This window comes from Pseudomonas anatoliensis, assembly GCF_017976235.1.
Classification (GTDB): domain Bacteria; phylum Pseudomonadota; class Gammaproteobacteria; order Pseudomonadales; family Pseudomonadaceae; genus Aquipseudomonas; species Aquipseudomonas anatoliensis.
The window spans coordinates 755,775-775,447 of record NZ_JACVHC010000002.1; the positions used below are offsets into that span (position 1 = coordinate 755,775).

Below are 19,673 nucleotides of genomic sequence, written 5' to 3' on the forward strand. Positions count from 1 at the left end.
GGCCGGTCATTGACCGGCCTTTTTGTTTTTCAGGTAGCGCGTTTGCCTGAGGAAACCAGAAGCACGCTCGTCTGCCAGTTAAAAATTACGGCTATCATATTGCGCTAGGATTATGCCTATAATAATTACCGCGCGCTCTGTATCACCGAGATCCAGAGGGCGATCCCCCAAGTATTCCAGGAGTCCTGTCATGAATTCTGTTGCGTCTCAAGGTACAGCTCTCGTCACTGGTGCATCGTCTGGTATCGGTGCGATTTACGCAGAGCGGTTGGCATCGCGCGGTTTTGACTTGTTGTTAGTGGCCCGTGACCAAGAGCGTCTGGACAGTGCCGCAAGCAGGTTGCGGGATGCCCATGGCATTCAGGTCGAAGTGCTCAAGGCGGACCTGACGCAAAAAGATGATGTGCTCAAACTTGAGCAGCGTCTGCGCAGTGATTCCAGCATCAGCCTGCTGGTCAACAACGCCGGCGTTGCGGCTGATGGTCTGTTGGCCAATGCAGATTTAGACAATCTTGAGCGTCTGATCCAGCTCAACGTCACCACGGTCACCCGGCTGGCATCGGCCGCTGCGGCGAGTTTTGCCAAGGCTGGTCGCGGCACGATCATCAACATTGCCTCGGTTGTGGCCCTGTTTCCAGAGCGTTTCAACGCCACTTACAGCGCCAGCAAAGCCTATGTGCTGAGCCTGACTCAATCGCTTAACGCCGAACTCGACGGCACCGGTGTAAAAGTCCAGGCGGTGCTGCCCGGCGTTACCCGCACTGAAATCTGGGAGCGTTCCGGAATCGACGCCAGCGGCATACCGGCCGAAATGGTCATGGACGCTGGCGAGATGGTCGATGCCGCGCTGGCAGGTCTGGATCAGGGCGAGCTCATTACCATCCCGTCCCTTCCGGATGCGGGTGAGTGGCAAGCCTTTGTGGCTGCGCGGATGGTGATGGCGCCGAACCTGTCCCGCAGTTCGGCTGCCAGCCGTTACAAGTAAGTTTTTCTGAATCAGTTAGAGGTACATGCGGTATGGATCAGCGTCGAATAGTCGTCACGGGCATGGGCCTGGTTTCACCCTTGGGCAGCGGTGTTGAGGTTGTTTGGCAACGTTTGCTGCAGGGGCGTTCGGGGTTGCGCAATTTGCCTGAAGCAGTGGTCGCTGACTTGCCAACGAGTGTTGGCGGCAGAGTGCCGACTCTGGAAGAGGACGCCGAGGCCGGTTTCGATCCGGATCGCGCCACCGCGCCGAAAGAACAGAAGAAGATGGACCGCTTTATCATGTTTGCCATGGAAGCGGCGCGGCAGGCGTTGGAGCAGGCGGGATGGCATCCAGCCGATGCGACGGATCAAGAACGCACCGCGACAATCATCGGGTCCGGTGTCGGCGGATTCGGTGCCATCGCTGACGCGGTGCGTACGACTGATAGCCGTGGCCCGCGTCGTTTGTCGCCATTCACCATTCCGTCGTTTCTGGTCAATCTCGCAGCCGGGCACGTATCCATTCAGCATCACCTCAAAGGACCGTTGGGGGCGCCAGTGACTGCTTGCGCCGCCGGTGTTCAGGCGATTGGTGATGCGGCGCGATTGATTCGATCCGGTGAAGCCGATATCGCCGTGTGCGGCGGCGCGGAAGCGTCGATCGATCGCGTCAGTCTTGCGGGTTTCGCCGCGGCACGAGCGCTGTCCAGCGGCTATAACGACACCCCGGAGCGAGCCTCACGTCCATTCGACAGTGGTCGTGACGGCTTTGTCATGGGCGAGGGCGCCGGCCTGTTGGTGATCGAGTCTCTTGAACATGCCTTGGCTCGTGGCGCGCAGCCCTTGGCCGAACTGGTCGGTTACGGCACCACGGCCGATGCCTATCACCTGACCGCTGGGCCGGAAGACGGCAGTGGTGCACGGCGGGCAATGGCGCTGGCCCTGGCTCAGGGCGGCATCACGCCGGATCAGGTCCAGCATCTGAATGCGCACGCGACGTCCACGCCGGTTGGCGACCTCGGCGAACTGGCGGCCATCAAGGCGTTGTTCGGTGTGCAGAATAAAATCGCCGTGACCTCGACCAAATCCGCCACCGGTCACTTGCTGGGTGCTGCGGGCGGACTTGAGGCGATCTTCACGTTATTGGCGATTCGCGATCAGGTGGTTCCACCGACGCTCAATTTTGACAATCCGGATCCTGCCAGTGAAGGCGTGGACATCGTCCATGGTCAGGCCCGGCCGATGCCGATCGAATATGCGTTATCCAACGGGTTCGGTTTTGGCGGTGTGAATGCCAGCGTGTTGTTCAAGCGTTGGCAGGCTTAGTTTTCGGATTGTTTGAGGTGCTCGCGGGTGACGTCGAGGATGCGTTGAGCAAACTCGGTATCCGCGACACTGCGTGACAGCAGTAGCGCGCCAACCAGGGTCGACATGATGACGATGGCCCGGTCGGCGCGATTGTCACCTTCGAGGGTGTTTTCGATCTGATCCAGTCGTGCGTTAAGCACGGCGTCACTGGTTGGACTGGGTTGTCCGCGCAATCCCAGTTCTGCAGAGATGGTCGGGAGAGGGCAGCCTTCCTGTGGAGACGTCTGATGCCATTCGGACAGGTAAGTGTCGATAAACAGTTGCAACGGATGTTCATGGGCAAAGATTTCAGCGCATAGCCCATCAACCTGGTCGCTTGCTTCTTGCAATGCCTTTTCGACCAACTCGTCCTTCGATCGGAAGTGCGAGTAAAAACCGCCGTGGGTCAGCCCCAGCGCTTTCATCAGCGGCTGCAGGCCTGTCGCACCGATTCCATCCTTGCGGAATCGTGCCGAGGCTTCCTTGATTATCCGTTGATGTGTCTGGGCTTTATGGTCCTGCGAGTAACGCATTTGGATCTCTCCGCAACAATACCCCCATATTAACCATGGAAAATTAAATGGTGACTGTACTTCTACTTCTAAAAAACACACAGAAGGGCGGATACGGATCTGAAAAACAAACCCCGCCAGTTAGGCGGGGTTTTTTCTTTAGCGGTCTTGCGCTTCTTTCGCGTCCGCTTCGGCATTGCGTTGAGCGACACGCTTGCGTTCTTCATCGGTCAGTTCGACCTTGTTGGCGGTGTCTCGCAACATCATCAACCCGCCCACGATCGAGCCGATTGCAACGACCAGAATCAACCAGGCATACCAAGGCATAACGGCTCTCCTTAAAGGCAGATCGGTGGGCGAGGATTTCGCCTGAACCGCTGCATACAACTTTTGAGCGAAGTGAACTCGCAGTGGTTCCATTCTAGGCCCGTTATGCCCGGTGCACCCGATCAATCCCTCATTGACCGGTAAGCATTGCGTCGGCCGGTGCGTTGGCACGCAGTTGGCCGGTGAGCAGGAAGTAGCCGAAACCGACCGCCATGAAGCCGAGGAAAATCAGCCCGATCAGCGTGTTGAACCACGCCATCGCCACCAGACACACCACCGCCAATACCAATGCAATCATCGGAATCAATGGATAGCACGGCGCGCGAAAGGTGCGCTCAAGGTTCGGTTCGGATTTACGCAGTTTGAACAGGCTGAGCATGCTCATGATGTACATCACGATCGCGCCGAACACCGCCATGGTGATCATCGCGGCAGTGAGGGTCATACCGCCGAGGTTGATCAGGCCGTCGCTGTAGATCGCGGCGATGCCGATAATTCCGCCGGCGATGATCGCCCGATGCGGCGTCTGGAAGCGCGACAGTTTTGCCAGCGAGGCGGGCAGGTAGCCGGCGCGGGCGAGGGCGAAGAACTGGCGCGAGTAGCCAAGAATGATCCCGTGGAAGCTCGCCACCAGACCGAACAGGCCGATCCATACCAGCATGTGCAGCCAGCCGGAATTGTCGCCGACCACGGTTTTCATCGCTTGCGGCAGTGGATCGTTGATGTTCGACAGAGTGCGCCAGTCACCTACTCCGCCAGCGAAGAACATCACGCCCATTGCCAGCAGCACCAGAGTCAGAATGCCGCTGATGTAAGCCTTGGGGATCGTGCGTTTCGGATCCTTGGCTTCTTCGGCGGCCATGGCTGCGCCTTCGATGGCGAGGAAGAACCAGATAGCGAACGGAATCGCGGCGAACATCCCGGCAATCGCTGGCGCGCCGAAAACGTCCGAGCCGGCCCAGCCATTGAGGGCGAAGTTGCTGAAGCTGAACGCTGGTGCGACGACGCCCATGAAAACCAGCAATTCAGCAACGGCCAGCACGCAGACGATCAGCTCGAAGGTCGCCGCCAGTTTCACCCCAAGGATGTTCAATCCCATAAAGACGATGTACGCGCCGACTGCCGCGTGTTTCGGATCAAGTGCCGGAAATTGCACATTCAGATAGGCGCCGATGGCCAGAGCAATCGCCGGCGGTGCGAAGACGAACTCGATCAGCGTCGCCAGCCCGGCGATCAATCCGCCTTTTTCACCGAATGCTCGACGGCTGTAGGCAAACGGCCCGCCAGCGTGGGGAATCGCGGTAGTGAGTTCGGTGAAGCTGAAGATAAAGCAGGTGTACATGGTCGCGACCATGAACGAAGTCACCAGAAAACCCAGCGTCCCGGCCACGCCCCAGCCGTAACTCCAGCCGAAGTATTCCCCGGAAATCACCAGCCCCACGGCGATGCCCCACAGGTGCAGCGTGCCCAGCGTGGGTTTGAGTTGTGTGTTCATGCGTTTGCTCCCTGAACGGTTGGAAAGCTCGGGGGAGGGTGTGTGCAGTGGGCGTGCCATTGCGGTGAAACAAGTCGTAATGAGTTGAAAGCTGTCGTATCGGGGATGCTTACTGCTGAGCGAACCGTTTTTGTGCGCCAGTTGGGTGCGATGTCGTCTGTAATGCCGCCATCGCGAGCAGGCTCACTCCTACAGTCTGGAATGCATTTCCTCTGTAGGAGTGAGCCTGCTCGCGATGGGGCCAGTGAAAACACCGCTGTAAAGCCCGCATAAACCCACTCTTTACGCTTTCTTTATGCCCCGCCACACCCCTCGCTCTCGTTCCTTTACAGCCTCCTTCCCGACAATCACTCCACACGCGGCAATACGCCGTAACACGGAGATCTTCCATGAGCGTTCTGGACGGGGTGTCACTGCTATTGGCAGTGGGGCTGTTCATTTATCTGTTGGTTGCGCTGTTGCGCGCGGATCGGAACTAGGAGCGGCTATGCACAGTTATGACTATTGGCTGATCCTCGCGTTCTTCGCGTTGGTCTTGCTGCCGGCGCCGTTCCTCGGGCGCTTCTACTACAAAGTGATGGAAGGCCAGCGCACCTGGTTGACGCCGATTCTCGGCCCGGTCGAGCGCGGCTGTTTTCGCGTGGCCGGGGTCAATCCGCAGGATGAACAGAGCTGGCAGAAATACACGCTGGCGCTGCTGGCTTTCAACCTTGCCGGTTTCCTGCTGCTGTTCACGATTCTTCTATTTCAGGATCACTTGCCGCTGAACCCGCAGAACCTGCCGGGCCAGGAATGGACTCAGGCGTTCAACACTGCGGTCAGTTTCATGACCAACACCAACTGGCAGTCCTACAGTGGTGAAGCGACGCTCAGCTACCTGAGTCAGATGGTCGGCCTCACCGTGCAGAACTTCGTCAGCGCCGCCACCGGCCTCGCCGTGTTGGTCGCGCTGTGCCGTGGCATCGGCCGCAAGTCGAGCAAGACACTGGGCAACTTCTGGGTCGACATGACCCGCGCTACCCTCTACGGCTTGTTGCCGCTGTGCCTGCTGCTGGCGCTGTATCTGGTCTGGCAGGGCGTGCCGCAAACCTTCGCGCAGTATGTGAATGCGGTGACCCTGCAGGGCGTTGATCAAGTGATCCCGCTGGGCCCGGCGGCGAGCCAGATTGCGATCAAGCAACTGGGCACCAACGGTGGTGGCTTCTTCGGCGTCAACTCGGCGCATCCGTTCGAGAACCCGACCGCGTGGAGCAACCTGTTTGAAGTCGCCTCGATCATCCTGATCCCGGCGGCGCTGGTGTTCACGTTCGGCCATTACGTGAAGGACCTGCGTCAGAGCCGCGCGATCATCGCCTGCATGCTGGCGCTGTTCCTGATCGGCGGCGCGACTTCGCTGTGGGCTGAGTACCAGCCGAATCCGACTCTGAACAACGCGGCCGTCGAACAGACCGCACCGCTGGAAGGCAAGGAAGCGCGCTTCGGCACAACCGCCACTGTGCTGTGGTCGGTGACCACCACGGCGGCGTCGAACGGCTCGGTCAACGGCATGCACGACAGCCTCAATCCGCTGAGCGGCATGGTTGCGCTGGTCAACATGATGGTCGGCGAAGTGATTTTCGGCGGCGTCGGTGCCGGGCTTTACGGCATGTTGCTCAACGTGTTGATCGCGGTGTTCCTCGCCGGTCTGATGATTGGTCGGACGCCGGAATACCTCGGTAAAAAACTCCAGGCGCGAGAAGTGCAATTGCTCGTGGTCACGCTGCTGGTGATGCCGGTCGGCGTGCTGGTACTCGGTGCGATTGCCGCCACCTTGCCAGGCCCTGCGGCAACCATCAGCAACCCCGGCCCGCACGGTTTCAGCCAGTTGCTCTACGCCTACACCTCGGCCAGTGCGAACAACGGTTCAGCGTTTGGTGGCCTGAGCGCGAACACGCCGTTCCACAACCTGATGCTCGGCTTGGGCATGTTGATCGGTCGCTTCGGCTACATCCTTCCGGTTCTGGCCTTGGCCGGCAGCCTGGCAATGAAGAAAACCGCACCGATCGGCCAGAACAGCTTCCCGACCCATGGCCCGCTGTTCGTGACCCTGTTGACCGTGACCATTTTGCTGGTGGGCGGCCTGACCTTCCTGCCGACGCTGGCGTTGGGTCCGATCGCTGAACATCTGAGCCTAGGCTTCTAAGGAGTCCATGATGAATATGCCCGCCATCAAACCGGCTGCCGTCAAGGCGCCGGAACAAGCAAAAACCGCGATCTCGGCCCTGTGGCGTCCGGCGCTGGTGCAAGCCTTCGTCAAGCTCGACCCTCGGCAACTGAAGCGTTCGCCAGTGATGCTGGTGGTCGAACTGACCGCGATTTTTACCACCGTGTTGTGCTTCATTCCCGACGCTGATGTGCCGACGTTCGTCGCCGCGCAAATCGCCCTGTGGCTATGGTTCACCGTACTGTTCGCCAACTTCGCCGAAGCCTTGGCCGAGGGTCGCGGCAAGGCCCGCGCCGATAGCCTCAAGGCTGGCAGCGAAGGCCTCAGCGCTCGACGTAAACAGGCGAACGGCAGCTTCCAGGTTGTGCCGGCGACCAGTCTGCGCAAGGGCGATGTGGTTCGCGTCGAAGCGGGGGAGATGATCCCGGGTGACGGCGAAGTCATCGAAGGCATCGCGGCGGTCAACGAAGCGGCGATTACCGGTGAATCGGCGCCGGTCATTCGTGAGTCTGGTGGCGACCGCTCGGCCGTCACCGGCAACACCCGACTGGTGTCTGACTGGTTGCTGGTGCAGATCACCGCCAATCCCGGTGAATCGACCCTCGACCGCATGATCGCCTTGGTCGAAGGCGCCAAGCGCCAGAAGACCCCGAACGAAGTCGCGCTGGATATCCTGCTGATCGGTCTGACGCTGATCTTTCTGCTGGTGGTGGTGACCCTGCAACCCTTCGCCCACTTCGCCAACGGCAGCCTGCCGCTGGTGTTTTTGGTGGCGCTGTTGGTGACGCTTATTCCGACTACCATCGGCGGCCTGCTGTCGGCGATCGGTATCGCCGGGATGGATCGTCTGGTGCGCCTGAACGTGATTGCCAAATCCGGTCGCGCGGTGGAAGCGGCGGGCGATGTGCATGTGCTGCTGCTCGACAAGACCGGCACCATCACCTTCGGCAACCGTCGGTGCAGCGCGGTGTATGCCGCGCCGGGTGTGACGGGCCGGGACTTGGCCGAAGGTGCGTTGTTTGCGTCGCTGGGTGACGAAACCGCCGAAGGCAAATCCATCGTCGAGTACCTGCGCGGTCTGCACCCGCAACCTGAGCCTTCGCCGGAAACCCTGACTGTTGTGCCGTTCAGCGCTGAAACCCGCTTGTCCGGTGTCGACTATCAGGGCCGCGTTTATCGCAAAGGTGCGGTGGATTCGCTGTTGAGTTTCATCGGTCAACCACGCACCGATCTGGCCCCGGCCCTGTCGCGGGAAATCGACAAAATCGCCCAGAGCGGCGGCACCCCGTTGCTGGTCTGTGTCGACGGTAAATTGCTCGGCGCGATCCACCTCAAGGACGTGGTCAAGCCGGGTATCCGCGAGCGTTTTGCCGAGCTGCGCAAACTGGGGATTCGCACGGTGATGGTCACCGGTGACAACCCGCTGACCGCTGCTGCGATTGCGGCTGAAGCAGGCGTCGATGACGTCCTCGCCGAAGCCACACCGGAGAAGAAACTGGCGCGTATTCGCCTTGAGCAGAACGACGGTCGTCTGGTCGCGATGTGCGGCGACGGCGCCAACGACGCCCCGGCGCTGGCGCAGGCCGACGTCGGCATGGCGATGAACGACGGCACGCAAGCCGCACGCGAAGCGGCGAACATGGTCGACCTCGACAGCGATCCGACCAAACTGCTGGACGTGGTGCAGATCGGCAAGGAATTGCTGGTGACCCGTGGTGCGCTGACGACCTTCTCCATCGCCAACGACATCGCCAAATACTTCGCGATTCTGCCGGCGTTGTTCGCCTCGATCTACCCGCAACTGGGCGTGCTGAACATCATGCACCTGAGCAGTCCGCAGAGCGCGATTCTGTCGGCCATTGTGTTCAACGCGTTGATCATCGTAGTGCTGATTCCGCTGGCTCTGCGCGGTGTACGCGTGCAAGCGGCGAGTGCGGCGGCGTTGCTGCGACGCAATCTGCTGATTTATGGCGTTGGCGGGATTTTGGTGCCGTTTGTGGGGATCAAGGCGATCGACATGCTGCTCACGGCGTTGCACTTGGTGTGATTTTGAGTGGCGTGCCAGGCATGCCGCCATCGCCAGCAGGCTGGCTCCCACATTTGAAATGCATTCCCCTGTGGGAGCCAGCCTGCTGGCGATGAACTCGACTCGATCCACCTGACTTAATGCGATATGTGCTTTTTGAATTCGAGGATTATGAAATGTCCACAATGATACGTCCGGCCCTGAGCCTGCTGGTGCTGATGACCCTCGTCACCGGCGTTGCCTATCCGCTGGTAGTCACGGGCGTCGCGCAGTTCGCGTTTCCCGAGCAGGCCAACGGCAGCCTGGTGCACGACGCCGCCGGCAAGGTCCGCGGTTCATCGCTGATCGCCCAGGATTTTGTTGGCGATGCGTGGTTCCATCCGCGGCCATCGGCCGGTGCCTTTGCCACTGTTTCCAGTAGCGCAAGCAACCTGGCGCCGAGCAATCCGGCACTGGCCACCCGCGTGATCGACGACGCCAACAAGTTGCAGGTGCCCGGCCAAGGCCCGGTGCCGCTGGCGCTGCTGACTACCTCCGGCAGCGGCCTCGATCCGCACTTGCCTCCGGCGGCAATTGCCTATCAACTGGCGCGTGTCGCGCAAGCGCGTAACCTGCCGGTGTCGACCGTGCAGCAACTGTTTGATGCACACATCGAGCAGCCGCTGGTGGGGCCGCCGGTGGTGAATGTGTTGGCGCTGAACATGGCGCTCGAGAAGCTGTAGATCAAAAGATCGCAGGCTTCGCCAGTTCCTACAGGGTGTACGCCGTTCCATTGTAGGAGCTGCCGAAGGCTGCGATCTTTTAACGCTTCAACCAATCTCAAACCGAACAAGGCAATCCCAGATGAGCGACTCCGGCCGCGCCGACGCACTGTTAGCAGACCTGCCCCGCGACGGCCGAGGCCGGCTCAAGGTTTTCCTTGGCGCCGCGCCCGGTGTCGGCAAGACCTACGCGATGCTCCAGGCCGCCCACACCCAACTGCGTCAAGGTGTGAAAGTCATCGCCGGCGTCGTTGAAACCCACGGCCGAGCCGAAACCGAAGCGTTGCTCGGCGGCTTGCCGCAGCAGCCTCTGGTGCGCTCGGAATACCGTGGCGTGATGCTCGAAGAAATGGACCTCGACGGCCTCCTCGCCGCCAAACCGAAGCTGGTGCTGGTCGATGAACTGGCCCACAGCAACGCCCCCGGCAGCCGCCATGCGAAACGCTGGCAAGACATTCAGGAACTGCTCGCGGCCGGCATCGACGTGTTCACCACGGTCAACGTCCAGCACCTCGAAAGCCTCAACGATCAGGTGCGCGGTATCACCGGGGTGCAGGTGCGCGAAACCCTGCCGGACTGGGTGCTGCAAGAAGCCTTCGAGCTGTTGCTGATTGACCTGCCGCCGCGTGAATTGCTCGAGCGGCTGCGCGAAGGCAAGGTCTATGTGCCGGAGCAGGCGCGGGCGGCAATCGATGCATTCTTCACCCAGACCAACCTCACCGCATTGCGCGAACTGGCGATGCAAACGGCCGCGGCACAGGTCGATAACGACCTCGCCCAAGGCTATCGCCAAATGGGTCAGGCAGCGCCGGCGGTGCGCGGACGTTTGCTGGTCGGCATTGATGGCGATGCTCAGGCCGAGCGTCTCGTGCGTCACGCCAGCCGCGTCGCGCAGCGTCGGCATTTGCCGTGGAGTCTGGTGCACGTCGACAACGGCAGCGTGCGCGACGAGCAATCACGTTTGCGTCTGCAAAGTGCTCAGCAACTCGCCGAACGCCTCGGTGGCGAAGTGGTGTTGCTGCGCGCCGGCGAGGTGGCGAAAACCCTGATCCAGCATGCTACCGAACGCCGTGCGAGTCTGGTCCTTGTCGGGCAGTCCCGCCCGCGTCTGCGCCGTCGTCTGTTCGGTGGTGGTCTGGCCGCTCGGTTGCTGCGCCAGGCCCATGGGCTGGAAATCAACGTCCTCGACAGCGATCAACAACAGGATCAACCGCGTACTCGAAATCCACTGACACTGGTTTGGTTCGACTACCTGCTGGCGCTGGTCGCCACAGTGTTGGCCACTGCACTGGCGTGGGCAGTGTCGAGTGTGTTGCCGCTGCCGAACATCTCGCTGGTGTTCCTGGCGGCCGTGTTGCTGGTTGCGGTGCGCAGCAGTCTCGGTCCGGCGCTGGCCTGTGCGGCGTTGTCGTTTCTGACCTACGACTTTCTGTTCATTCCGCCGAATTTTTCGTTCAGCATTCAGCGTGAAGAAGACGTGCTGACCTTGCTGTTCTTTCTGTTGATGGCGGCGCTCACTGGCAACCTGGCTGCGCGTCAGCGTCGGCAATTGCAGGCGTTGCGCGACACCCAGGAAGAAACTTCCGAGCTGCTCGACCTGTCGCGCAAACTCACCGCCGCCACCGACCGCCAGGCCGTGGTCAATGCCGCCGCGCAGCACCTCAATGGTTGGAGCGATCTGCAAATCTGCTTGCTCAATCGCGACGGGCAGGGTGGCTGGAAAGTTGAAACCGGCGGCCCGCTGCAATTCACCGAATCCGAACGCGCTGCCGCCGATTGGGCCTGGCAGCACGATCAACCGGCCGGGATGGGCACCGGCACGCTGCCGTTCGGTCGCTGGTGGTGGTGGCCGCTGTCGGTCGAGGACGGTCCGCTGGCGCTGCTCGGGGTGTGCGCCAAAGAGGGCCAGACCTTGAGTGGTCAGCGTCGCCGGTTGCTCACCGCGCTCAGCCAGCCACTGGCGCAAGCGTTGGCTCGCGCGCAGTTGGCGGATGATCTGGAAGCGGCGCGCCTGCACGGCGAAACCGAGCAATTGCGCAGCGCACTGCTGGCCTCGGTTTCCCATGATTTGCGCACGCCGCTGACGTCCATGCGTGGCAGCATCGACAGCCTGTTGGCCCTTGGCGAAGCGATCCCGCTGGAGGATCGTCGCGAGCTGCTCGAAGGCACCCGTGATGAAGCCGAACGCCTCGACCGCTACATCCAGAATCTGCTCGACATGACACGCCTAGGCCATGGCGCGCTGAAGCTGGCGCGGGACTGGGTGTCGCCGGCCGATATCGTCGGCAGTTCGCTCAATCGTCTGCGCGCAGTGCTCGCGCCGTTGCAGGTCAGCACCGAGGTGCCGGCCGAGTTGCCGTTGCTGTACGTGCACGCGGCGTTGATCGAACAGGCGCTGGTCAATGTGCTTGAAAACGCCGCACGTTTCTCGCCACCTGACGGCCGATTGCAATTGAATGCCGGCGCGAACGACAACGAAATTTACTTCTCGGTCAGCGACGAGGGGCCGGGGATTCCCGAAGACGAGCGGGCGAAGATTTTCGATATGTTCTACACCGCCGCACGCGGTGATCGCGGCGGCCAGGGCACCGGCCTCGGCCTGGCGATTTGTCAGGGCATGGTCGGTGCACATGGCGGGCGAATCAGCGTTGCCGATGGCATTGACGGGCGCGGCACCTGCATCACCTTGCACCTGCCATTGCAGGCGCAACCGGGGATGGACGATGAAGCCTGAATCCGACTGCGCTACTCTCTTGCCAATCTTTTGTGTTGATGTGAATTCATGAGCCAGACCGCGACCATTTTGGTCATCGACGACGAACCGCAGATCCGCAAGTTCCTGCGCATCAGCCTCGTTTCACAAGGCTACAAAGTGCTCGAGGCCGGCACCGGCGCCGAGGGCCTGGCGCAAGCCGCGCTGAATAAACCGGATCTGCTGGTGCTCGACCTCGGCCTGCCGGACATGGACGGCCAGCAAGTGCTGCGCGAGTTTCGCGAGTGGGCCACGGCGCCGGTGCTGGTGCTGTCGGTGCGCGCCAGCGAAGGGCAGAAGGTCGAGGCATTGGACGGCGGCGCCAACGATTACGTGACCAAACCGTTCGGCATTCAGGAGTTTCTGGCGCGGGTGCGCGCGTTGTTGCGTCAGGCGCCGGCCGGGGAGGCACAGCAAGCAGCGCTGAATTTCGGCCCGCTGACGGTGGATCTGGCCTATCGGCGAGTGTTGCTGGATGGCGTCGAAGTGGCCCTGACTCGCAAGGAGTATGCGGTGCTGGCGCAACTGGCGCGGCATCCGGGACGGGTGATCACCCAGCAGCAATTGCTCAAGGATATCTGGGGGCCGACGCACACCGAGGACAGTCATTACCTGCGAATCGTGGTCGGGCATTTACGCCAGAAACTGGCGGATGATCCGACGCGGCCACGATTTATCGTGACAGAGGCGGGGGTTGGGTATCGGCTGTTGAGTGAGAGCAGTCTGTAGTTTTTGTGTGGCCTTTTCTGGCCCTATCGCTGGCAAGCCAGCTCCCACAGGTATCTCGGGTGTGGTTGAAAACTGTGTTTCACACAGACCACTGTGGGAGCTGGCTTGCCAGCGATGAGGGCCTGACAGTCAGTCGAGAACTTCAGGAATCTCTGCTCTGCTCCTCTTCATATCGATCAAAGGTGTCCCGCGCAATCTCGCGCCCCAAAGCGATCAACTCCGGCGCCTTGTAAAACTCGAAAAACCGGCACACCCGCTTCGGCACGTTGATCAAGATGTCCGGCGGATACCCGGCAATCTTGTACTGCGCCAACGAGGTCTGCATCACCTCGAAGCTCTGGTTGATCAAGTCCAGCAATGACGCGGGCCCAACGTTATCGATGATGAATGAACCTGTCGCGGATTTCGGTGCGCCTTCGCGTTCGGGAGCCGCGGCGGGTTGTTGCGATTCGGGTTCGGCGCCTTCGAGCCACGGGTTGATACTCGCCGCTTCGGCACGCAGTGCTTCCTGTTCCAGACGCAGCAGTTGCTCGGCCTGGGTGCGGCGGAATGGCAGCTTCGAACCGAGCGAACTGATCAGGCTGTCGAACCGAGAACGAAAGGCGGCAGGACGCTGGATCACCGGTAACTTGTAATGCCGCTGGTTGGTCGAGTTGAGATTGACCGCGATGATCAGATCGCAATGACTCGACACCACCGGCACGATCGGCAGCGGGTTGAGAATCCCGCCATCCACCAGCATCCGGTTGCCTTGCATCACCGGGGTGAACAGGCTGGGAATCGCCGCCGACGCGCGCATGGCCTGATGCAGGCAGCCTTCCTGAAACCAAATTTCCTGCTGGTTGGTGAGGTCGGCGGCGACCGCGGTGTAAGGGATACGCAAATCTTCGATGTTGATATCGCCGACGATCTTGCGGATCTGGCCGAAGACCTTTTCACCGCGAATCGCGCCGAGACGAAAACTCACGTCGACCAGGCGCAGCACGTCGAGGTAATCGAGGCTTTCGATCCAGTGTTTGTATTCATCAAGCTTGCCGGCGGCGTAGATCCCGCCGACCACCGCGCCCATCGAACAACCGGCAATACAGGCGATGTCATAACCGCGTCGTTCGATCTCTTCTATGACTCCGATATGGGCGTAGCCCCGGGCGCCTCCGGAACCCAGCACCAGTGCGACACGCTTTTTCATCAAACTTCCTCCCGACAAGGTTGCACAATGCACTCATCGCGCAGGTGGCTCAATCGTCGAAGTCGCTCAGCGCGTCAATGACGTCGTTTTTTCGATACTGTGTGACCACTCGGCGCTATCCTTTCGCCATCGCATAATCATGGGGCGACAAGGCACTTTTTCTCAGCCTTATCGTCTTACCTGCACGACTGTTGACCTATCTTTGAGGTGTGAGTGATGAAAGCCTGGATCTGTGTACCGTTGTTGGCTCTGGCATTGGCCGGTTGCGCCGGTAAGACCGCTTACCGCGACAGCTGCGGCAGCCAGCTCGACACCGCGTGGCATGAGCTGGACCTGGCCAAGGCCGAAGGCTTTGCCGGCACCGTGAGTTATTCCAAAGCGCTGTCATTGTTGACCGCCGCCAAAACTCAACAACAATTTGAAGGCTTCGAAGGTTGCGCCAGCAAAGCCGAGAAGGCGCGTTTCTACATTCGCGAATCTCGCGCCGGCCGCTAAGCTGCTGACTTGGCACAAGTCGACTGAGGCTGCGACATTGCAGACTCAGTCGACAGGCTTTTTGAATCAGGGAGCAAGTGATGTCTGCGTTGGTTGACGGCTTGGTGGCTCATGTCTTGAGCCTGGAAGTGCGATTGCTGGTCTGTCAGGCGCGCCTCACCGCGCGGACCGACCCCGAGGCGCTGCACGATCTGCGCACTACGGTGCGGCGCTTGCGCAGCCTGTTGCGGCCGTTGCGCGGCTTGCCGGGTGTCGAGCAACTGGAAGACGCGGCGTCGGCGGTCGGCCAGTTGACCACGCCGTGGCGAGATCGCGAAGTGCTGGCGGCGTACCTGCTCGAACACGATCAACCTGAAGCCGCACAACGGCGCATGGCGCAAATGGCCGAAGCCTATCCGGCGCTGGCGGCGAGCCAGGAAGTGGCCTCGCTGCTGATGATCCTCGACGCTTTCCCGCGCTTTTTGCGTGCCTCGCAGCGTCAGGGCTTGCTCAAACGTCTGGGCAAGCGCATCGAAAAACGCCTCGGCAAACAATGGAAGAATCTCGACCAGGCGCTGCACGATCCGGCCCATGACCGGCATCGCCTGCGACTGCTGATCAAGCGTGTGCGTTATGGCATCGAAGCCTATCCCGAACTGGATCGCTTGCCCGAATCAGCGCTGGAACGGCTGAAATCCGCGCAAGGTGCCTTGGGTGATTGGCACGATTGCTGGCAGTGGCTGGCGCGGGCCGAGCTGGAGGCGGACCTTCAGCCGTGTGTTGCGACGTGGCAGGCAACGATGATCAAGGCTGAGGCCAAGGCAGATCGGGTGCTCGAAAAACTCAGTTCCTCCTGCTTCAAATAACCCCGCAATCCCCCTGTAGGAGCTGCCGAAGGCTGCGATCTTTTGACTTGGGTTTTAAAAACAAGATCAAAAGATCGCAGCCTTCGGCAGCTCCTACAGGGTTTCTCATTGGGTTTGAAATCAGTGTAAGGCCTATCTGTCTGCCCATTTGACCGGAATAGACGCTGCGGCGCTCTGCGTGGCTGGTTAAGATCCCGGCATTCATTTTTGCTTTCTGAGGTTGCCATGCGCTTTAGCGATCTGCTTGATGCGGTCCGCCGCGATTCGACGCTGACTATCCCTGCCGAATGGGGACAGGGCCGCGCCAGTTTCGGTGGCCTGGTCGCCGCCCTGCAATTTGAAGCCATGCGCGCCAAGGTGCCGGCGGATCGCCCGGTGCGTTCGCTGGCGATCACCTTTGTCGGCCCGGTCGAGCCCGAAGTGCCGGTGAGTTTTGAAGTCGATGTGCTGCGAGAAGGCAAAGCCGTCAGCCAGGTGCTGGGCCGGGCGATGCAGAACGGTCAGGTGGTGACGATCGTTCAGGGCAGCTTTGGTGCCTCGCGACCATCGGAAGTAGCGGTTGAAGCGTATCCCGCGCCGCAAATGAAGCACAGGGACGAATGCCAGGAGTTGCCGTACATAAAAGGCGTGACGCCGGAGTTCATGCGCCATCTGGCGATGCGTTGGAGCGTCGGCGGCATGCCGTTTACCGGCACCCCATCGCGGCTGATGGGTGGTTGGGTACGACTGCGTGGGGATGTGAAAGAAGAGCCGGTCAGTGAAGCGCATCTGCTGGCGCTGGTGGATGCGTGGCCACCCGCGCTGTTGCCGTATCTGAAAAAGCCTGCGCCGGGCAGCACGTTGACCTGGACCATCGAATTCGTTCAGCCGCTACGCGACTTGAGTACGCTGGACTGGTGCCAATATCTGGCAGACATCGAGTACGCTGCCGACGGCTATGGCCACGTTGCTGCCAAGCTGTGGAGCGCGCAAGGGGAGCTGATCGCCATGAGTCGCCAGACGGTCACGATCTTTGCCTGACTCGATGCCGACGGGCGCTCACGCTTCCAGGTGATGGCCGCGGCGCTGTAAACCCGCCGCCGCGACGATACCAATCACACCGATGGCCACGCTGGTCAGGCTCAGGCTGAACACGCCGGAAACGATCAGCAGAAACGCCACGATGAACAACGGCACAGCGATTAAATGCAGCACCTGATGGGTCGGATGCTGGTGATTGCCCGGGTGCGTGCGCCATTGCCACGCGGGAAGGTTGGGGTGACGTTTGCCCATGTCTGCTACTCCTCGATCCGTGTTGAACACATGGGTGAAGAATAGGCCGGGGCGTGGAGGGCGGCGAATCAAGGTTGGCTATTGAAGTGATAGTGACAATGGCTAAATTCGATGTCGATTCAGCTGACGCCATCGCGGGCAAGCCCGCTCCCACAGGGTTGAGCGGTGTCCACATAATTTGTGTCCGCCAGAGATCCCTGTGGGAGCGGGCTTGCCCGCGATGAGGGCCTCAAAGTTTCAATTGTCCGATCGCCTTGCTCAATTCCCCAGCCAACGTCGCCAACTCATTACTGGTCGTCGCCGAATCCACGGTCTGCTGCACGGTGTTCTCGGTCACATCGCGAATGCTCACCACTGCCCGATTCATCTCCTCGGCGACCTGACTTTGCTGCTCTGCCGCTACGGCGATCTGCGTGTTGCTCTCACGCATCTGCGCCACCGCTCCAGTGATTTCCGCCAGTGCCTCGCCAGCCTCCTGCGCCTGCTGCACACAATCGTCAGCCTTGTACGAACTCTCTTGCATGAAATCCACCGCATCGCGAGTGCCGGCCTGCAACGCCGAAACCATGGTGGTGATCTCGTCGGTTGAGGTCTGCACGCGTTTGGCCAGGTTGCGCACTTCATCGGCGACCACCGCAAACCCACGGCCCATCTCACCGGCGCGGGCCGCCTCGATGGCGGCGTTGAGCGCGAGCAGATTGGTTTGCTCGGCGATGCTGTGAATCACGCTGACTACGCCGTTGATCTTCTGGCTGTCCTCGGCCAGCCGTTGAATCATCTGCGCGGTCTGTTGCACGCCGCTGGACAGGCCGGTAATCGAATGCTGCACCCGCGCCACCACCTGCTGGCCGCTGCCGGCGAGGGCATCGGCGGTTTGTGACAGATCGCGGGTGGCGCCGGCGTGCTGGGCGATGTGATAAACGGTGGCGGTCATTTCGTTGATCGCCGTGGCTGCCTGATCGGTTTCACTCTGCTGGCCAAGCATGCCGTGACGCACTTCGTTCATGCTCGACGCCAGGCGCGCCGCCCCGACATCCAGTTGCCGTGCGGTATTGGCGACAGTGGTAACGACGCGCTGATAACCGGCCTGCATCGCATTGAACGCATTGGCCATCTGCCCGACTTCGTCCTTGCAGGCCAATGGCACACGGGCGGAGAGGTCGCCGCTTTTTTCAACGTGCAGCATCACGTCTTTCAACGTGTTCAGCTGGCTGAGCAGGAAGCGAATCAGCAATTGCGAAGCGCCGAGCATCGCCAGCATCAGGATGAACACCGCCACCGCGTAATTGGCGAAGCGCTCACCGAATACTTGAGTCAGGCTCGGGCCATAGGCGACGACAGCGACTTGCTGACCGTCGGCGCGGCTGAACACTTCAGCGCCGATCAGCAGGTTGTCGCCGAACAGTGGCAAGTGATTGAGCTCGTGCCAGCCGTTGCTATCGGTGATCTCCAACAGCGGCTGATCGTTGAAGCGCGGTACTTCGCCGCGTTTAAACGTCAGCACTTGCTCGGCCTTGGGCAGCGGCTGCCCGGCCGGCCAGGCCTTGAGCAACTGCGCCTGAGCTTGCGCCGACGATTGCGCCGCTTGACTGCGGGCCTGCTGTTCGAGTTGAACGGCATACAGCACCAGCAGCAGGGTAGTGACGAAGGCGACCGCGTTGACCGCCCAGAATTTGTATTTCAGCGAGATATTGCTAAGCCAGGCACCCATGGAGGTCTTCTCTGATAGCGGAAACAGTTTTGGCAAGGTGCCAGCATTGTGCCGCTATGCAGGGGAGCCGATTTGATGTGGGTCAACAGATCCGGTGGTGAAAGAAAAAGATCGCAGCCTTCGGCAGCTCCTACAGGGGAATGCCGTCCATGTAGGAGCTGCCGAAGGCTGCGATCTTTTGATGTTCAGGCCAATTCAGGAAGACCAAAAAAAGCCCGACTACAGGCGGTCGTGTGCGCCGCCAGATCTTCCTCGGTCTCACCCCGATGCAACGCCACCTCACGCAACACCTCAGTCAGATACGCCGGCTCATTGCGTCCGTTCTTCGGTTTCGGTCGCAAGGTGCGTGGCAGCAAATACGGCGCGTCGCTTTCGAGCATCAGCCGTCCGCGCTTGATCTCTTTGACCAGCGGATGCAGATGCGTGCCTCGGCGCTCGTCACAGATCCAGCCGGTAATGCCGATGTGCAGATCCAGGTCGAGATAGCTGAACAACGCCTTTTGCTCGCCGGTGAAGCAATGCACCACGGCGGCGGGCAGTTGATCGCGGAAAGTCTTGAGAATTTCCAGCAGCCGCTGACTGGCATCGCGCTCGTGCAAGAACACCGGCAATTGCAGTTCAACGGCCAGTGCCAGATGTTCTTCGAGGACTGTTTCCTGCTGCGGGCGCGGCGAGAAATCGCGGTTGAAATCCAGACCGCATTCACCCACTGCGACCACGCTGGATTCCTTCAGCAAACTGCGCAGGCGTCGGGCGCTGTCAGCGTTCCAGTCACTGGCCGAATGCGGGTGAATCCCGGCGGTGGCGAACAGTCGTTGGCCGCTTTCATCCAGCTGCTGGCAGAGTTCCAGCGCCTGCTCGCTCCCCTCGATGCTGGTGCCGGTCAGCACCAGTTGGCAGACCCCGGCGGCATAGGCGCGGTCGAGTACGGCCTGGTGTTTGTCGGCGAAACTTGGATTGGTCAGGTTGACGCCGATATCGATGAGTTGCATGGTTGCTACCTCGGGCCGAAGGCCGGAAAGCATACCAGAGCTGTAGATTCA

At 60.7% G+C, this 19,673-nt stretch carries 17 protein-coding genes and 1 pseudogene; 11 read left to right on the forward strand and 7 right to left on the reverse strand.

Features of this window, described 5'->3' with window-relative positions:
• Positions 1 to 190: 190 nt before the first annotated feature.
• Both ICA16_RS08775 and fabF read left to right on the forward strand, forming a co-directional pair.
• On the forward strand, positions 191 to 985 hold the full coding sequence (locus ICA16_RS08775) for an SDR family NAD(P)-dependent oxidoreductase (RefSeq protein WP_210700402.1): 795 nt from the start codon (positions 191 to 193) through the stop codon (positions 983 to 985).
• Between the two features lie 32 nt (positions 986 to 1,017).
• Positions 1,018 to 2,292 carry a beta-ketoacyl-ACP synthase II gene (gene fabF / locus ICA16_RS08780; RefSeq protein ID WP_150603324.1) on the forward strand — a complete coding sequence of 425 codons (1,275 nt, stop codon included), beginning with the start codon at positions 1,018 to 1,020 and terminating at the stop codon, positions 2,290 to 2,292.
• Here the strand turns inward: fabF and ICA16_RS08785 are convergent.
• From ICA16_RS08785 to eat, 3 genes are all read right to left on the reverse strand, one after another.
• The gene (locus ICA16_RS08785) at positions 2,289 to 2,846 is read right to left on the reverse strand and encodes a TetR/AcrR family transcriptional regulator (protein ID WP_210700403.1); all 558 of its coding nucleotides are present in this window, start codon (positions 2,844 to 2,846) and stop codon (positions 2,289 to 2,291) included. The genes fabF and ICA16_RS08785 overlap by 4 nt on opposite strands.
• A 138-nt stretch (positions 2,847 to 2,984) precedes the next feature.
• Positions 2,985 to 3,152, reverse strand: coding sequence for a DUF2897 family protein (locus ICA16_RS08790; protein ID WP_100847753.1), 168 nt, complete (start codon positions 3,150 to 3,152; stop codon positions 2,985 to 2,987).
• 130 nt (positions 3,153 to 3,282) lie between these two features.
• Positions 3,283 to 4,647: an ethanolamine permease gene (gene eat / locus ICA16_RS08795; RefSeq protein ID WP_150603326.1), complete on the reverse strand. Its 1,365-nt coding sequence runs from the start codon at positions 4,645 to 4,647 to the stop codon at positions 3,283 to 3,285.
• Between the two features lie 389 nt (positions 4,648 to 5,036).
• Here eat and kdpF point away from each other — a divergent pair, with 389 nt between their 5' ends.
• The 6 genes from kdpF to ICA16_RS08825 all read left to right on the forward strand — a co-directional run bounded on the left by kdpF (position 5,037) and on the right by ICA16_RS08825 (position 13,118).
• Positions 5,037 to 5,126 carry a K(+)-transporting ATPase subunit F gene (gene kdpF / locus ICA16_RS08800; protein ID WP_007899818.1) on the forward strand — a complete coding sequence of 30 codons (90 nt, stop codon included), beginning with the start codon at positions 5,037 to 5,039 and terminating at the stop codon, positions 5,124 to 5,126.
• A gap of 8 nt (positions 5,127 to 5,134) precedes the next feature.
• Positions 5,135 to 6,829: a potassium-transporting ATPase subunit KdpA gene (gene kdpA / locus ICA16_RS08805; protein ID WP_047302405.1), complete on the forward strand. Its 1,695-nt coding sequence runs from the start codon at positions 5,135 to 5,137 to the stop codon at positions 6,827 to 6,829.
• Between the two features lie 10 nt (positions 6,830 to 6,839).
• Positions 6,840 to 8,897, forward strand: coding sequence for a potassium-transporting ATPase subunit KdpB (kdpB, locus tag ICA16_RS08810; protein ID WP_210700404.1), 2,058 nt, complete (start codon positions 6,840 to 6,842; stop codon positions 8,895 to 8,897).
• 155 nt (positions 8,898 to 9,052) lie between these two features.
• Positions 9,053 to 9,598, forward strand: a complete 546-nt coding sequence (gene kdpC, locus ICA16_RS08815) for a potassium-transporting ATPase subunit KdpC (protein WP_210700405.1) — start codon at positions 9,053 to 9,055, stop codon at positions 9,596 to 9,598.
• A gap of 121 nt (positions 9,599 to 9,719) precedes the next feature.
• Positions 9,720 to 12,371 (forward strand): sensor histidine kinase, encoded by a 2,652-nt coding sequence (locus ICA16_RS08820; protein ID WP_150615949.1) that lies wholly within the window; start codon positions 9,720 to 9,722, stop codon positions 12,369 to 12,371.
• 48 nt (positions 12,372 to 12,419) lie between these two features.
• Entirely contained in the window at positions 12,420 to 13,118 is a 699-nt protein-coding gene (locus ICA16_RS08825) for a response regulator (RefSeq protein ID WP_150615948.1), read from the forward strand.
• A 142-nt stretch (positions 13,119 to 13,260) separates the two neighbouring features.
• Here ICA16_RS08825 and ICA16_RS08830 read toward each other — a convergent pair whose 3' ends face one another.
• The gene (locus tag ICA16_RS08830; RefSeq protein WP_150615947.1) at positions 13,261 to 14,307 is read right to left on the reverse strand and encodes a patatin-like phospholipase family protein; all 1,047 of its coding nucleotides are present in this window, start codon (positions 14,305 to 14,307) and stop codon (positions 13,261 to 13,263) included.
• A gap of 216 nt (positions 14,308 to 14,523) precedes the next feature.
• Here ICA16_RS08830 and ICA16_RS08835 point away from each other — a divergent pair, with 216 nt between their 5' ends.
• From ICA16_RS08835 to ICA16_RS08845, 3 genes are all read left to right on the forward strand, one after another.
• Positions 14,524 to 14,802: a hypothetical protein gene (locus ICA16_RS08835; protein WP_150603333.1), complete on the forward strand. Its 279-nt coding sequence runs from the start codon at positions 14,524 to 14,526 to the stop codon at positions 14,800 to 14,802.
• Positions 14,803 to 14,882: 80 nt separating this feature from the next.
• Positions 14,883 to 15,647, forward strand: coding sequence for a CHAD domain-containing protein (locus ICA16_RS08840; protein WP_210553964.1), 765 nt, complete (start codon positions 14,883 to 14,885; stop codon positions 15,645 to 15,647).
• A gap of 225 nt (positions 15,648 to 15,872) precedes the next feature.
• A complete protein-coding gene (locus ICA16_RS08845) occupies positions 15,873 to 16,667 on the forward strand; it encodes an acyl-CoA thioesterase (protein WP_210700406.1) in 795 nt (264 codons plus the stop codon).
• Positions 16,668 to 16,688: 21 nt separating this feature from the next.
• Here the strand turns inward: ICA16_RS08845 and ICA16_RS08850 are convergent.
• The 3 genes and pseudogenes from ICA16_RS08850 to ICA16_RS08860 form a co-directional block, all read right to left on the reverse strand.
• Positions 16,689 to 16,919 (reverse strand): annotated as a pseudogene (locus ICA16_RS08850) (terminase); the annotation flags it as partial.
• 229 nt (positions 16,920 to 17,148) lie between these two features.
• Positions 17,149 to 18,630 carry a methyl-accepting chemotaxis protein gene (locus ICA16_RS08855; protein WP_210700407.1) on the reverse strand — a complete coding sequence of 494 codons (1,482 nt, stop codon included), beginning with the start codon at positions 18,628 to 18,630 and terminating at the stop codon, positions 17,149 to 17,151.
• A 185-nt stretch (positions 18,631 to 18,815) separates the two neighbouring features.
• On the reverse strand, positions 18,816 to 19,622 hold the full coding sequence (locus tag ICA16_RS08860) for a TatD family hydrolase (protein WP_210700408.1): 807 nt from the start codon (positions 19,620 to 19,622) through the stop codon (positions 18,816 to 18,818).
• Between the last annotated feature and the right edge of the window lie 51 nt (positions 19,623 to 19,673).